This is a genomic window from Streptomyces flaveolus (assembly GCF_014648815.1).
GTDB lineage: Bacteria > Actinomycetota > Actinomycetes > Streptomycetales > Streptomycetaceae > Streptomyces > Streptomyces flaveolus.
In genome coordinates this window covers 75,364-88,827 of the sequence record NZ_BMRV01000005.1, presented here as the reverse complement: position 1 = coordinate 88,827, position 13,464 = coordinate 75,364, and the positions used below count along the sequence as shown (strand labels likewise).

General features: G+C 74.4%; 11 protein-coding genes and 1 pseudogene. 8 read left to right on the top strand and 4 right to left on the bottom strand.

Going from position 1 to position 13,464, the window contains the following annotated elements; all coding sequences use genetic code 11:
- Nucleotides 1–15: 15 nt before the first annotated feature.
- The 3 genes from IEZ05_RS14135 to IEZ05_RS14125 form a co-directional block, all read right to left on the bottom strand.
- A complete protein-coding gene (locus IEZ05_RS14135; protein WP_189230437.1) occupies nucleotides 16–285 on the bottom strand; it encodes a hypothetical protein in 270 nt (89 codons plus the stop codon).
- 115 nt (nucleotides 286–400) lie between these two features.
- Entirely contained in the window at nucleotides 401–1,216 is an 816-nt protein-coding gene (locus IEZ05_RS14130; RefSeq protein ID WP_189230436.1) for an anti-sigma factor, read from the bottom strand.
- Nucleotides 1,213–1,755, bottom strand: coding sequence for a sigma-70 family RNA polymerase sigma factor (locus IEZ05_RS14125; protein WP_189230435.1), 543 nt, complete (start codon nucleotides 1,753–1,755; stop codon nucleotides 1,213–1,215). Before IEZ05_RS14125 ends, IEZ05_RS14130 begins: the two co-directional genes overlap by 4 nt.
- Before the next feature lie 220 nt (nucleotides 1,756–1,975).
- On the opposite strand from IEZ05_RS14125, the pseudogene IEZ05_RS14120 reads away from it, so the two are divergent.
- From IEZ05_RS14120 to IEZ05_RS14105, 4 genes and pseudogenes are all read left to right on the top strand, one after another.
- Nucleotides 1,976–3,514 (top strand): annotated as a pseudogene (locus tag IEZ05_RS14120) (DUF4331 domain-containing protein).
- Between the two features lie 98 nt (nucleotides 3,515–3,612).
- A complete protein-coding gene (locus IEZ05_RS14115) occupies nucleotides 3,613–5,049 on the top strand; it encodes a tetratricopeptide repeat protein (protein WP_189230434.1) in 1,437 nt (478 codons plus the stop codon).
- Nucleotides 5,046–6,515 (top strand): urease accessory protein UreH domain-containing protein, encoded by a 1,470-nt coding sequence (locus tag IEZ05_RS14110; RefSeq protein WP_373298770.1) that lies wholly within the window; start codon nucleotides 5,046–5,048, stop codon nucleotides 6,513–6,515. Before IEZ05_RS14115 ends, IEZ05_RS14110 begins: the two co-directional genes overlap by 4 nt.
- A gap of 69 nt (nucleotides 6,516–6,584) precedes the next feature.
- Nucleotides 6,585–8,237, top strand: coding sequence for a serine/threonine-protein kinase (locus tag IEZ05_RS14105; RefSeq protein WP_268255198.1), 1,653 nt, complete (start codon nucleotides 6,585–6,587; stop codon nucleotides 8,235–8,237).
- On the opposite strand, the gene IEZ05_RS14100 is transcribed toward IEZ05_RS14105, so the two are convergent.
- Nucleotides 8,207–9,013, bottom strand: a complete 807-nt coding sequence (locus IEZ05_RS14100) for an SGNH/GDSL hydrolase family protein (protein ID WP_189230433.1) — start codon at nucleotides 9,011–9,013, stop codon at nucleotides 8,207–8,209. The genes IEZ05_RS14105 and IEZ05_RS14100 overlap by 31 nt on opposite strands.
- A 619-nt stretch (nucleotides 9,014–9,632) precedes the next feature.
- Between IEZ05_RS14100 and IEZ05_RS14095 the strand changes: the two genes are divergently transcribed.
- The 4 genes from IEZ05_RS14095 (at nucleotide 9,633) to IEZ05_RS14080 (ending at nucleotide 13,454) form a co-directional block, all read left to right on the top strand.
- Nucleotides 9,633–10,460: a glycosyltransferase family 2 protein gene (locus tag IEZ05_RS14095; protein ID WP_189230432.1), complete on the top strand. Its 828-nt coding sequence runs from the start codon at nucleotides 9,633–9,635 to the stop codon at nucleotides 10,458–10,460.
- Complete coding sequence (locus tag IEZ05_RS14090; RefSeq protein ID WP_229869715.1) at nucleotides 10,457–11,467, top strand: glycosyltransferase family 2 protein; 1,011 nt, start codon at nucleotides 10,457–10,459, stop codon at nucleotides 11,465–11,467. The genes IEZ05_RS14095 and IEZ05_RS14090 overlap by 4 nt, the downstream gene beginning before the upstream one ends.
- Entirely contained in the window at nucleotides 11,460–12,275 is an 816-nt protein-coding gene (locus IEZ05_RS14085) for a polysaccharide deacetylase family protein (RefSeq protein WP_229869714.1), read from the top strand. The genes IEZ05_RS14090 and IEZ05_RS14085 overlap by 8 nt, the downstream gene beginning before the upstream one ends.
- A gap of 84 nt (nucleotides 12,276–12,359) precedes the next feature.
- The gene (locus IEZ05_RS14080) at nucleotides 12,360–13,454 is read left to right on the top strand and encodes a DUF5925 domain-containing protein (protein WP_189230430.1); all 1,095 of its coding nucleotides are present in this window, start codon (nucleotides 12,360–12,362) and stop codon (nucleotides 13,452–13,454) included.
- Nucleotides 13,455–13,464 lie beyond the last annotated feature (10 nt).

Sequence of the window (13,464 nt, the reverse complement as noted above, 5' to 3'; positions counted from 1 at the left end):
ACCGTGGCGCGGGCCTCAGTTGCCGCCGAACAGCGAGCGGCGCAGTCGGCGCAGTGGCGCGAAGAGCGAGACCCGGCGGACCCGGGCGCCCCTGCTGCTGCGCTTGTGCGCGGGCTCACGCGCGGTCAGCTCACGCATCAGCGACGTCGCCTCCAGCGTCTCCCGCTGCGGAAGGGCGGGGCCTCCGAGCACCGCGAGATGGCGGTCGAGGCGCGAACTGGTCGCGCTGCTCCCGCAGGTGATCGCGGGCACCCTTGCCCTGCTGCGCACTGTTATCTGTTCCATGTCACTCCCCACCCGTACGAGTCCACCCGGCCCGGGCAGGGTAACCCTATCGCCCCGGTGAGGCAGCCGTGTATCGCGGTCACAGGATTCACCTTCCCCGTAAGGGTGTTGACGATTACTCTCCGAATCCAACAGATTCCAGGGCGAGTTGGACAACAGGCCTGCTCGTCGGCCGGGCCGAGCCGCCACCGGGCTCGACGGTCACGGCGAGTGACGTGGCGGACCGGTCCAGGTTCGACGCGACCAGGGGCGTGTCGCCGTCGAAGAGCCCCAGGGAGCGCGGGACGGCGCCGGGGCGCATGAGCCACAGCTGGTGCACGCGGCCGCCGGACGGCTCGCCGTATCCGCGCAGGGTGACGACCGCGCGCCCCTCGGACGCGGAGGCGACCACCGCGGCGCCGCGGCCCAGGCCGTCCACGCCGCTCGTGGCGCGGGCGTCCGGAGCCGACAGGACGTGGGCGATCTCACGCGCCCGGTCCCGCGCGGTGTCCAGCTCGTCCTGGGTCCGGCCGGCCTGCACGGCGAAGAGCGCGGCGACGACGAGGGCCGCGGCGGCGGTCACGGTGGCGAACGGCACCATCAGGGGGCGCGGCCGGGCGGCGCGGGCGCGCTCCGGGGGCGGCCGGACGCCCCAGACGTGCGGCGGCAGCCGGCGCGCTGGCCCACGCCGGGGCGCGGGGTCCTGCGCGGTGGCACGTACGGCGGCCAGGACGCGGTCGCGCAGGGCGGCCGGCGCCGGGGCGGCCGTGGACCAGGCCAGGCGCACGGCGTCCTCGGACAGGTCCCGCACCTCGGCCGCACAGCGGTCGCAGGTGCCGAGGTGCTTCTCGAAGCGGACCCGTTCGGGGCCCTCCAGTGCGTCGAGCGCGTAGGGCGCGGCGAGCGAATGGAGGTCGCCGCGCCGCGGGAACATCCGGCCGAAGAGGCTCATGCGGCTCCTCCCAGGCAGTCGCGCAGGCGGGTGAGTCCGTCTCTCATCCTTGTCTTCACCGTGCCCAGGGGGAGGGAGAGCCGCTCGGCCACTTCCCGGTAGGTGTAGCCGTCGTAGTAGGCGAGGGTGACCGACTGGCGCTGGAGGGCGGTCAGCCGGTCCAGGCAGCGACGCACCCACTCTCGTTCGAGACCGGCCTCGACCTCCTCCAGGACCTGGTCGAAAGCCGGGTGGTGCGCACGCCGGGCCTCGCGCTGCTCGCGTTCGCCGGCCGCGCGGGCGCTGCGCACCCGGTCGACGGCGCGGCGGTGGGCGAGGGTGAGGACCCAGGACAGGGCGCTGCCCCGGCGCGGGTCGAACCGCGCGGCGGAGCGCCACAGTTCGAGCAGCACCTCCTGGGCGACCTCCTCCGACTGGGCGGGGTCGCGCACCACGCGCCGGACGAGTCCGAACACGGGGCCGGACACCAGTCCGTACAGCTCCTCGAAGGCCTTCTGGTCACCGTCCGCCACGAGCATCAGCAGCTCGTCCGCCTCCACCCGGTCCCCCTCTCCGCGAGCCGCGCCGGGCCCGTCCACATCGCCTGGGCCGCGCGCAACGACCGGCCCCTGTGGAGGAGTTACGGATCAGCGGGCGGAAAACGCGGGTCCGCGGGTGTGCGATCGGCCGCGGCGCCGAATCCGGGGCGGGACCAATCCGGGTGCGGTACCGCTCCGAATGCCGGTGCGTCAGGGAAGTCGGCACCGAGGGACGGACGGCATGACACCTATCTCCAGAAGCGGTGGTACGGGGCGCGGACGCACCGGGCGCGGCGGCGTCGCCGCGCTGATCTGCGGCGCGCTGGCCGCCGGAGGGCTCGCGGCCGCCGGGGTGACCGCGCTGGAACCGGGGGCGGCGTCCGCCTCCAGTCACCGGGAGGCACCGCTGACATCGGGGACCCCGCAGTACGACAACACGGACCTGTACGCCTTCGTGAGCCCGGACCGGCCGGACACCACGACACTCGTCGCGAACTGGATCCCGTTCGAGGAACCGGCGGGCGGACCGAACTTCTTCACGTTCGCCGAGGACGCCCAGTACGACCTGAACATCGACAACGACGGCGACGCGCAGGGCGATCTGGTGTTCCGGTACACCTTCAGCACGCACACGAAGAACGACCGGTCGTTCCTCTAAAACACGGGCCCCGTCACCAGCCTCGACGACCCGGACCTCAACATCACGCAGACCTACGACATCGACCTGATCAGGCTGCACGGCGGGAAGGAGATGTCCCGCACCACCGTCGCCGACGACGTGCCGGCCGCCCCGTCCGACGTCGGCAGGGCGTCGATGCCGGACTACGGAGCGCTGCGCGACCAGGCGGTCCACCGGCTGGCCGGCGGCGGGCAGACCTTCGCCGGGCAGGCCGACGACCCGTTCTTCCTGGACCTGCGCGTCTTCGACCTGCTGTACGGCGGGAACCTGTCCGAGGTCGGCAACGACACCCTCAAGGGGTACAACGTCAACTCGATCGCCCTCCAGGTCCCCACCGACATGATCGTGGAGTCGGCCGGGCAGCCGGTCGTCGGGATCTGGTCGACGACCCGGCGCAAGAACGCGCAGGGGCACTTCACGCAGGTGTCGCGCCTGGGCAACCCGCTGGTGAACGAGGTCGTCAACCCGCTGGCGGACAAGGACACGTTCAACGCGTCCGCGCCGGCGGACGACGCGCGGTTCCTGCCGAACGTCACCCAGCCCGAGCTGCCGAAGCTCGTCGAGGCGATCTACAAGATCAAGGCGCCCGCCGAGCCGCGCGACGACCTCGTCGACGTGTTCCTCAAGGGCGTGCCGGATCTCAACCAGCCGCCCCACGTGACGCCGTCGGAACAGCTGCGCCTGAACACCTCGGTCGCCCCGGCCGCCGAACCGAAGCGGCTCGGCGTCCTCGACGGCGACACCGCCGGCTTCCCCAACGGGCGGCGGCTCACCGACGACGTGATCGACGCGGCGCTCCAGGTCGTCGAGGGCGAGCTGGTCGGCGCGAAGAACGACCTGGGCGACGCGGTCGACGCCAACGACAAGGAGTTCGGGCACACCTTCCCGTACCTGGCGCACCCGACGGAGGGTTCGCGCGGTCCGCTGGCGGGCGGTGCGGGAGAGGGCAACGGCGTACGCAACCAGCTGGGCGACGCGCTGCGGCCCGCCGGTTCCGACACGACGCTGATCGCCGCCTCGGCGGGCGCGGGCGCCGTCGGCATCCTGCTGGCCGGCGGCGCCCTGGTGTGGTGGCGCCGCGCCCGGGGCCGCGCCTGGTGACCGGCCCCCTCTGACCGGCGCGGCCCGCTCCTTCCCCTCCCCCACGGCGGGCCGCGCCGCCTTCCGTCCCGTCGTCCCCTGTTCGCCCGAGGAGAGGCATGCCCCCGCACAGCGAGAACAGCGCGCTCGAGAAGGACCCGGCCGGCGCCGGAGCGCGAGATCCCGGAACCCCCGCCCGCGGCACGGCCTCCCGCGACCGTCGGGGTGCCGGGGTACGGTCGCTGCGGCTCGCCGGGGGTGCCGTGCTGCTGACCGTGGCACTGACCGCGGGGGCCGTCGCGGCCGGGGGCGCGCAGGAGGGGCGGGACGTTCCGGCGGCCGCTGCGGCCGACCGGCCCGGGGCGCCGGGACTGCTGAGCGTTGCGGAACCGGCCGGCGACATCCGCGCCCTGGAGGACCGCCTGCGGGAGCAGCCACGGGACTCCGCCGGCTGGGCGTCCCTCGGCCTGGCCTACGTCGAGCAGGCCCGTACCGACGGCGACCCCTCGCGCTACCCGCGGGCCGAGCGGGCCCTCGAGCGCTCGCTGGAGCTGCGTCCCGGCAACGACCACGCCCTCGCCGGCCGCGCCGCCCTCGCCGGCGCCCGGCACGAGTTCACCGACGCGCTGACGTACGCCGACCGCGCCCTGAAGGCGAACCCCTACAGCGAGCGCGCCCTGTGCTCCCGAATCGACGCCCTCGTCGAACTCGGCCGCTACGACGACGCGGCGCGGGCGGCCGACATCGCCGACGCGCGGGCGCCGGGCGTCCCGGTCTTCACCCGGTACGCGTACGTACGGGAGCTGCGCGGCGATGTGGACACCGCCCGCCGGGTGCTGGGCCAGGCCCTCGCCGCGGCCTCCTCGCCCGGGGACGTCGCCTACGTCGCCACCCAGCTGGGCCGGCTCGCCTGGAGCCGGGGCGAGTATCCGGCGGCCCTGCGCCACTACGCCCGTGCCCTCGCCGCCGACGACGCCTACCTGCCCGCCCTGGAGGGCCGCGCCCGCGCCCGGGCCGCGAGCGGTGACGAGGACGGTGCCGTCGCGGACCTGGAGGCCGTGGTGGCCCGCGCCCCGCTGCCCGGTCCGCTCGTCGCGCTCGGCGAGCTGTACGAGGCCCGGGGCGACACGGCCGGGGCCCGCGCGGAGTACGCCCTCGTCGACGCGTGGACGGCACTCGCCCGCGCGGGCGGCGTCAACGCCGACCTGGACACCGCCCTCGCCGCGGCCGACCACGGTGACCGGGCGGCGGCGCTGCGCGCGGCCCGCGCCGAGTGGGACCGCCGCCGCACCGTGCACACGGCGGACGCCCTCGCCTGGGCGCTGCACGTCAACGGCCGTGACGCCGAGGCCCTGCCGTACGCCCGCCGGGCCGCCGCCCCCGGTTACCGCGACGCCGTCTTCCTCCACCACCTCGGCGTGATCGAGCGGGCCGTGGGCCGGCACCGGGACGCGCGCCGGCATCTGCGGGCGGCCCTGGACCTCAACCCCGGGTTCTCGCCGCTCGGCGCCCGCGAGGCGCGTGCACTCCTCGACGGCCGGGAGGCGGACCGGTGAGCCGCGTGCGTCCGGCCCTCGGCCTCCCGGCGCGCGCCGCGGCCGTGCTGCTCGCCGCCGCCGCGCTTGCCCTGCTGCCCGTTCAGGCCGCGGACGCGCACCCGCTCGGCAACTTCACGGTCAACCGCTACGACGGCCTGGTCGCCGCCCCGGGCGAACTGCGCGTCGACCACGTCGAGGACCTCGCCGAGATCCCGGCGACCCAGGCCGGCCCGGACCGCGAACGGCTCGGCACGGCCGAGTGGGCCCGGCGGCGCTGCGAGACGGCGGCCCGGGACAGCCGGCTCACCGTCGACGGCCGCGCCGTCGCCCTCACCGCGCGGCACAGCCACGCGCGCGTGCGGCCGGGCCAGGCCGGGCTCGACACCCTGCGCGTCGAGTGCCGGCTCACGGCGCCGCTCCCCGCGTCCGCCACGGTCGCCGTCGCCTTCCGGGCCGCCGGTTCCTCCTCCGGCCCCGGCTGGCGGGAGATCAGCGCGCGCGGTGACCGGACGACGCTCATCGCGTCGGACGTGCCCGAGGCGTCGGTCTCGCGGGAACTGACGCGCTATCCCGACGAGCTGCTCTCCTCCCCGGCGGACACCGCGACCGCCTCGCTGCGGGTCCGGCCCGGCGGGCCGGCCCTGGACGGGCAGCGGCAGGACGCTCCGGCCGCTTCCGTGCTGCCGCGCGGCGCCGACCGCTGGACGCGGGCGCTCGACTCGCTCGTCGCCCGCCGCGACCTCACCCTGGGCTTCGCCGGTCTCGCCCTCGCCCTCGCGGTCGGCCTCGGCGCCCTGCACGCGCTCGCGCCGGGCCACGGCAAGACCCTGATGGCCGCGGCGGCGGCCGCCCGGGGCGGCGGGGCCCGGCTGAAGGACGTCCTGCCGCTGGCCGCCTCGGTGACGGTCACGCACACCCTGGGCGTGGTCGCCCTCGGCCTCCTGGTCACCGCGGGGTCGGCCGCCGGGCCCTCGGTCGTCGCCTGGCTGGGCGTCGCGGGCGGCGTCCTGGTGACCCTGGCGGGCGCGAACCTCCTGCGCCGGGCCCTGCGCGACCGGGGACGCCGGCACTCCCACTCCCACTCGCACTCCCACAGCCACAGCCACAGCCACGGGGACCATCACGGGGAGCACCCCCATCCCAGCCTGCGCGGCACCGTCCTCCTCGGCTTCGCCGGCGGGCTCGTGCCCAGTCCGTCCGCGGTGGTGGTGCTCGTCGGCGCGGCGGCGCTCGGGCAGGCCTGGTTCGGGCTGCTGCTGGTGGTCGCGTACGGCGTCGGGCTCGCCCTCACCCTCACCGCGGCCGGTGTCGCGGTGATCCGGCTCGGCGACGGTGTGCGTCGCGTGCTGAACCGGCGCCCCCACTGGACGTCGAGCCCGCCGGCCGCCGTGGTGCGCCGGGCCGCGCCCTTCGCGTCGGCCTGCGCCGTCGTGGCCGTCGGCGCCGGATTGGTGTTCAGGGGGGCGGCATCCGCACTGGGCTGAGCTACTTTTGGGAAGAATCTCCGGGATCAGCGCGGGGCGAAGCCGCGCGAGACGTCATAGGGGGCGCCGGTGTTCGAAGACCCCGGCAGTGAGCGTGTGGTCGCCGGCCGCTACCGTCTCCTGTCCCCTCTCGGCGAGGGCGGCATGGGCACCGTGTGGCGGGCCCGCGACGAGGTGCTGCACCGCGAGGTCGCCGTCAAGGAGGTCCGCGCGCCCGCCGGGCTCCCGGATGCCGAGGTGGGACGGATGTACGCCCGGCTGGAGCGGGAGGCGTGGGCCGCCGCCCGCGTCGCCCACCGCAACGTCGTCACGGTGTACGACGTGGCCACCGACGACGGCAGGCCCTGGATCGTGATGGAGCTGGTGCGCGGTCTGTCCCTGGCCGACCTGCTGGACGCGGAGGGCCCGCTGGAGCCGCGGCGGGCCGCCCGCATCGGCGCCGAGGTGCTGGCCGCGCTGCGGGCCGCGCACGCGGCGGGTGTGCTGCACCGGGACGTGAAACCGGCCAATGTGCTGCTGGCCAACGACGGCCGGGTGGTGCTCACCGACTTCGGGATCGCCATGGTCGAGGGCAGCTCCGCGCTGACCATGACCGGCGAGGTCGTCGGCTCCCCCGAGTACCTCGCCCCGGAACGGGCGCTGGGCCGCACGCCCGGTCCGGAGTCCGACCTGTGGTCGCTGGGCGTGCTGCTGTACGCGGCCGTCGAGGGCTCCTCGCCGTTCCGTCAGGACACTCCGCTGAGCACCCTGCGGGCGGTCGTCGACGAGGAGCTGCCGCCGCCGCACCGGGCCGGCGCGCTCGCGCCCGTCGTCGAGGGCCTGCTGCGCAAGGACCCGGCGGAGCGGCTGCCGGCCGGGCGGGCCGAGCAGGACCTGCGGCTCGTCGCGGCCGGCGGCACGCCTGCCGCGGGAGGCCCGACGCTCGCGGCCACGGCACCGGCCGGCGCGTACGACCCGACGGTCGCGGCCGGCCCCGGGCCGGTGTCGCCGACGCCCCCGATGCCCGTGCCCGTGACGTCGGCGGAGCCCGGCTCCAGCGGGCCCGAACACCGGGAGGGCCGCGCACGGGCCGTGCTGGTCGTGGGGCTGGCCGTGCTCGCGCTCGCGCTGGCCGGCCTGACGTACACGCTGCTGAACCGCTCGGACGGCGGTGGCGGCACGGAGGGTTCGGGCGGGAGCCGTTCGCCGGGGGCGAGTTCGGCGGCGCCGAGCCGGACCGGCGACAGCACGGAGCCGAGTCCGTCGGCCGGTTCCGGGAGCGGCAGCCCTCGGAGCAGTCCCCCGCCGCAGTCGGTGGAGGTGTCCCTGAGGGGCTCGCACACCCACTACTCGGGGAGCTGTCCCCCGCCGCGCGGCCAGGCGCCCGTCTTCACGGCGACGTTCACGGTGGGGCGGCTGCCGGCGCAGGTCGGCTACCGGTGGGTGACGGAGGACGGGAAGGTCTCCGACCCGGGCTGGAAGACGCTGTCCTTCCCTGCGGGCGGCGGCCGCTCGCGGCAGGACACCGTCGTCGTGACGACGGCCGAGGACAGGGGCGCGTTCGAGAGCGCGGTCCGCGTGGAGGTACGCGAGCCGGTGGAGGTCACGTCGGACGCGGTGGCGTTCTCGGTGACCTGCGAGACGGAGACGGAGACCCCGACGGGCGGGGCCTCCCCCTCCTCCAGTTCTTCCGCTTCTCCTTCCGCTACGGATCAGGCCGCGCTGTTGAGGACCGGCAGGTAGCCGCCGGACTGGCCGCCCGCGGTCGGGTGGTACGACTCACCGATGTTGAGCCAGTTCACGCTGTGCAGCCAGGCACTGCCGGAGCAGATCTCGTGCCCGGTGAAGGGGGGACGCACGTCGCCGAAGGTGAAGCCGTGGTCGGCGGCGCGCTTGGCGATGGTGGTGTTGAGCAGGTCGGAGGCGTCGTTGATCGCCTTCCGCTTGGTCTCGGAGAGGCCGATACAGGAGGTGCCGAGCTTGTAGAAGCGCGGGTAGCCGATGACGACGACGTGGGCGTTCGGGGCCTTGGTGCGGATCGCCGAGTAGACGCTGTCGAGGTTGCCGGGCAGGGTCTGGTCGACGTACGCCCGCGCGGTGGCGACGCGCGAGAGGCAGGAGCTGTCGGACTGGAGCACACAGGTCGTCATGACGTCGGCGAAACCGGCGTCGTTGCCACCGATGCTGATCGAGACGAGGCCCGTGGAGGAGCTGAGCGGGCCGAGCTGTCCGGGGAGAACATCACCCGTACGGGCGCCGGAGCAGGCGGTGAAGTCGAACGACGAGGGTGAGTGGGAGGCCGCCCACAGGTACGGGTAGGCCTTGGTGCTGCGCTTGCAGTCGCCACTGGAGCCGATGTAGCTGCCCGCTCCGACGCCGGAGGAGTAGGAGTCGCCGAGGGCCACGTAGCCGCCGGTGACCGCGGTCGGGGACGCCTGGGCCGTCGCGGCCCCGGTGAGGGCGGCGCCGGCGGCCAGGAGGACTGAAGTCAGGAAGCCGACAAGTCGGGAACGTCTCATGGAACCTCCCTTTAGCAGGATCTCTGCCTCAACCGTGGTAGCAGCTACGCGTGTTGACAGGAAGTGTCCATGCCAAGAAATGGCTGACGGTGCTTCAAAATCGGACGAAAGTCAGCGCGAACACCAGTGCCGTCTTGACGCTCTCCGGCGGGCTGGGCCACATTGAGGCCCGGCATCTTGGGCTTCGGGGGGCAAAGCGGAACGGTCTGGGGACCCACACCCGCGGGAGATCACCTCCCAAGAAGAACGGATGACGGCAAAACAACAAAAACGTGAGACCTCGTTTCAGGTCTTGCCATAGAGGTTCAATCGTCAATACCGTCATACATCTCCCGCATCGGTACGTCGGCAAGCGGCTCAGGGGAGGGCTCGAGGCCGCGGCGGACCGGGGCGGGGCGCGGTAGGGGGGTGCCGTGCTCGGTGACCACTTCGGTGGCCGGGCCGTGCCGCGCGGTCGGCTGCCGTTTCTCTTGTCGGCGTCGACAGGCTTTGCCAGCTCACCTGGCACGCACGGGGGTCCATGCCGTCGCGCCATGCGTGAGAACCCCCCTTTCGAACCGGATTCAGAGCCGGACCGCCCCTGGGGCGGGCGGTCCGCCGGACGAGAGGGATCAGACTCATGAGCTCAGTTCTGCAGCCGGCGGCGACGGACAACGATCCGTCACCCGCCGGGAAGTACCGGCCCGTCTCCTCGCACCTGGCCATCGCTCCGCCGGTGAGCGTGGTCATCCCCGCGATGAACGAGGCGGAGAACCTTCCCTACGTCTTCAAGACGCTGCCCGACTGGATCCACGAGGTCGTCCTCGTGGACGGCAACTCCACCGACAACACCGTCGAGGTCGCCCGGGGACTGTGGCCGGACGTCAAGGTCGTCGAGCAGCGCGGCAAGGGCAAGGGCGACGCGCTGATCACCGGCTTCAAGGCGTGCACCGGGGACATCATCGTGATGGTCGACGCCGACGGCTCGGCCGACGGCCAGGAGATCGTCTCGTACGTCTCCGCCCTCGTCTCGGGCGCCGACTTCGCCAAGGGCTCCCGCTTCGCCAACGGCGGCGGCACCGACGACATGACCTTCATACGCAAGCTCGGCAACCGCGCCCTGTGCGCGGTCGTCAACCGGAAGTTCGGCGCCCGCTACACCGACCTCTGCTACGGCTACAACGCGTTCTGGCGGCACTGCCTGGACAAGATCGACCTCGACTGCACCGGCTTCGAGGTCGAGACCCTGATGAACATCCGCGTCGTCAAGGCCGGTCTGAAGGTGCAGGAGATACCCAGCCACGAGTACCTGCGCATCCACGGCGTGAGCAACCTGCGCGCCGTGCGGGACGGGCTGCGGGTGCTCAGAGTGATCCTCGACGAGCGCTCCAACCGGCGTGCCCTGCGCAGCCGTACGCACTCGCCGACGCTCGTGTCGGTCGGCTCGGCGCGGGGGAAGGTGTCTTGAGCACTGCCGCCACCCCGCTCACGATCTCGGTGGTGATCTGCGTCTACACCGAGGACCGCTGGGAGGACATCCTCGCGGCGGTCTCCTCGGTGCGGGCGCAGTCCCACCCGGCCCTGGAGACCCTGCTGGTCGTCGACCACAACGAGGCGCTCCGGGACCGGCTGGCCAAGGAGTACAAGGAAGTCCCGGACACGCGGGTGCTCGCCAACGCGGGCCCCCGCGGGCTGTCGGCCGGCCGCAACACCGGCATCGCGGCCTCGCGCGGCGAGGTCGTCGCCTTCCTCGACGACGACGCCGTGGCCGAGCGCGACTGGCTGCGGCACTTCGCCGCCGGGTACGCCGATCCGGCGGTCATGGCCGTCGGCGGGCGCACGGAGCCCGTCTGGGCGTCGGGGCGCCGGCCGGACTGGTTCCCGGAGGAGTTCGACTGGGTGGTGGGCTGCACGTACCGCGGCCTGCCGCCCGGCCGGGTGCGGGTGCGCAACGTGCTCGGCGGCAACGCCTCCTTCCGGCGCGAGGCGTTCGACGCCGCGGGCGGCTTCGCCACCGGCATCGGACGCGACGGCGACAAGCGTCCGCTGGGCTGCGAGGAGACGGAGCTGTGCATCCGGCTCTCCCGCGCCCGGCCCGACGCGGTGCTGCTGATCGACGACCGGGCGGTGATCCACCACCGGGTGCCCGGGGCGCGCGAGCACTTCGGCTACTTCCGCACCCGCACCTACGCCGAGGGCCTGTCCAAGGCGCTGGTGGCCCGGAGCGTCGGGGCGGACAAAGGGCTGGAGTCCGAACGCCGGTACACCACCCGCGTGCTGCCGGCCGGAGTGGTGCGCGGCCTGCGCGACGCCGCGCTGGCCCGGCCGGGCGGCGCGCGCCGGGCGGGGGCGATCGTCGCCGGGGTGCTCACGGCGGCGGGCGGCTATGTGGTGGGCAGCGTACGGGCGCGGCGGGGCGGGGCCACGTTCTCGGTGGCGCCCCTCGAACCGGCGGAGGGGGGCGCGCATGGCTGAGGTGTCCGTGGCCGACGCGCGGGTGCCGATCCTCATGTACCACGCGGTCGCGGCCGACCCGAACAAGGCGACCCGCGCCCTGTCGGTGACCCCGCGGGCCTTCGCCGAGCAGATGGCGGCGATCGCCGACCGGGGCCTCACCCCGGTCGGCACCGCGGAGCTGGCCGCCGCCTGGCGCTCCGGCCGCCCGCTGCCCGAGCGGCCGGTCCTCATCACCTTCGACGACGGCTACGAGGGCGTGCACCGGCACGCGCTGCCCGTGCTCGCCAAGCACGGGTTCCCGGCCACGCTGTTCGTCTCGACCGGCTGGCTGCGCGGCCCGTACGACACCGGGGGCGCCCTGGACACCATGCTCGACTGGGAGCAGGTCCGCGAACTGGCCGCCGCCGGCGTGGAGATCGGCGGGCACAGCCACACCCATCCGCAGCTCGACCAGCTCGGCGAGGGCCCGCTGCGGTACGAGCTGATCCACTGCCGGGAGATCCTCACCGACCAACTGGGCACCGCTCCGGCCTCGTTCGCCTACCCGTACGGCTACTCGGACCGCCGGGTGCGGCGGGCGGTGCGCGAGACGGGGTACGCCCAGGCGCTCGCCGTCGGCAACGGCCTGGCGCGCCGACGCCAGGGTCCGTACGCCTTGCGTCGGGTCACCGTGCGCCGCGGCACGGGGGCCGAGGAGTTCGCCCGGCTGATCGAGGGGCGCGCGATCGCCCGCACGTTCGCCCGCGACCGCGCCCTCACCAAGGGGTACGCCCTGCTCCGCGGGACACGCCGGGCGCGGGCGCGGATGCCGGGGGCCGGTGCCTGAACCACCGGCCGCCATGTGCCGCGTATGCCGCGTGTGCCCGGGAAACCGGGTGCACGCGGCGTCCGCGTGCCCGATCATGGCGGCATGTCCGTGAACCCGCACGACGCCCTGCCGATCCGGCTCAACGTCGACGACAGCGACTCCCCCTCCGACGTGGTCGACGCGCTGTTCCTCGGCCGTTTCGCCACCGGCGAGCAGCCGTTCGCGCACGCCGCGAACATCGAACGTGTGCGGTCCGGGGCGACACTGCTGCCGCCCGGGGCGCGTGTGCTGCGCGTCGCCCGCGACGACGACCGCAGCGCCACCCTGGCGGAGGGCGACGGCTGGACGCTGCTCGTCTCGCGCTGGAGCCGGGGCGCCGACGTCACGGTGACGGCGACCAGCGCCGACCTGGCCCAGAAGGTGCTCGGCGACGCGACGGACGGCGCGACGGACGAGCCCGAGCCGCAGCCGGAGAACGTCACCATGGGCTTCTGGTACGTCTCCCCGCGGCGCGGCCCGCACCGCACCACCCGGCAGATCTCGGCCGGCACCTGGGCCGAGGTCCGGGCCAACTACACGGCGCCGGTCGCGGAGGCGATGGACGGCCTGATGAAGACGACCCCCGAGGACATCGCGGGCCGGCTGCTGCTCCTGCACGGGCCGCCGGGCACCGGCAAGACGTCGGCGCTGCGGACGCTCGCCCGGTCCTGGCGGGACTGGTGCCAGGTGGACTGCGTGCTGGATCCCGAGCGGCTCTTCTCCGACGTCGGCTATCTGATGGACATCGCCATCGGCGAGGAGGACGCGTCGGGCAAGGACCGCTGGCGGCTGCTGCTGCTGGAGGACTGCGACGAGCTGATCCGCGGCGAGGCCAAGCACACCGCCGGGCAGGCCCTCTCGCGGCTGCTGAACCTCACGGACGGGCTGCTCGGCCAGGGCCGCAACGTCCTGGTCGGGGTGACGACCAACGAGGACCTGGAGCGGCTGCACCCCGCCGTCGTCCGCCCCGGCCGCTGCCTGGCCCGCATCGAGGTGGGCCCGCTCACCCGCCGGGAGGCGGTGAACTGGCTCGGCACCGAGGAGGGCGTCGGCCGGGAGGGCGCGACGCTGGCGGAGCTGTTCGCGCTGCGCCGGGGCACTTCGCCGACCACGCTGCCGGAGCCGCGGGACGGCGCGGAGGCGGGGCTGTACCTGTAGCTGTTTGATG

What these genes read in the sequence shown, in the direction of transcription:
- IEZ05_RS14135 (WP_189230437.1), bottom strand. Translation starts at nt 285, where the DNA reads ATGGAACAGATAACAGTGCGCAGCAGGGCAAGGGTGCCCGCGATCACC.
- IEZ05_RS14130 (WP_189230436.1), bottom strand. Translation starts at nt 1,216, where the DNA reads ATGAGCCTCTTCGGCCGGATGTTCCCGCGGCGCGGCGACCTCCATTCG.
- IEZ05_RS14115 (WP_189230434.1), top strand. Translation starts at nt 3,613, where the DNA reads ATGCCCCCGCACAGCGAGAACAGCGCGCTCGAGAAGGACCCGGCCGGC.
- IEZ05_RS14100 (WP_189230433.1), bottom strand. Translation starts at nt 9,013, where the DNA reads ATGAGACGTTCCCGACTTGTCGGCTTCCTGACTTCAGTCCTCCTGGCC.
- IEZ05_RS14095 (WP_189230432.1), top strand. Translation starts at nt 9,633, where the DNA reads ATGAGCTCAGTTCTGCAGCCGGCGGCGACGGACAACGATCCGTCACCC.
- IEZ05_RS14085 (WP_229869714.1), top strand. Translation starts at nt 11,460, where the DNA reads ATGGCTGAGGTGTCCGTGGCCGACGCGCGGGTGCCGATCCTCATGTAC.
- IEZ05_RS14080 (WP_189230430.1), top strand. Translation starts at nt 12,360, where the DNA reads ATGTCCGTGAACCCGCACGACGCCCTGCCGATCCGGCTCAACGTCGAC.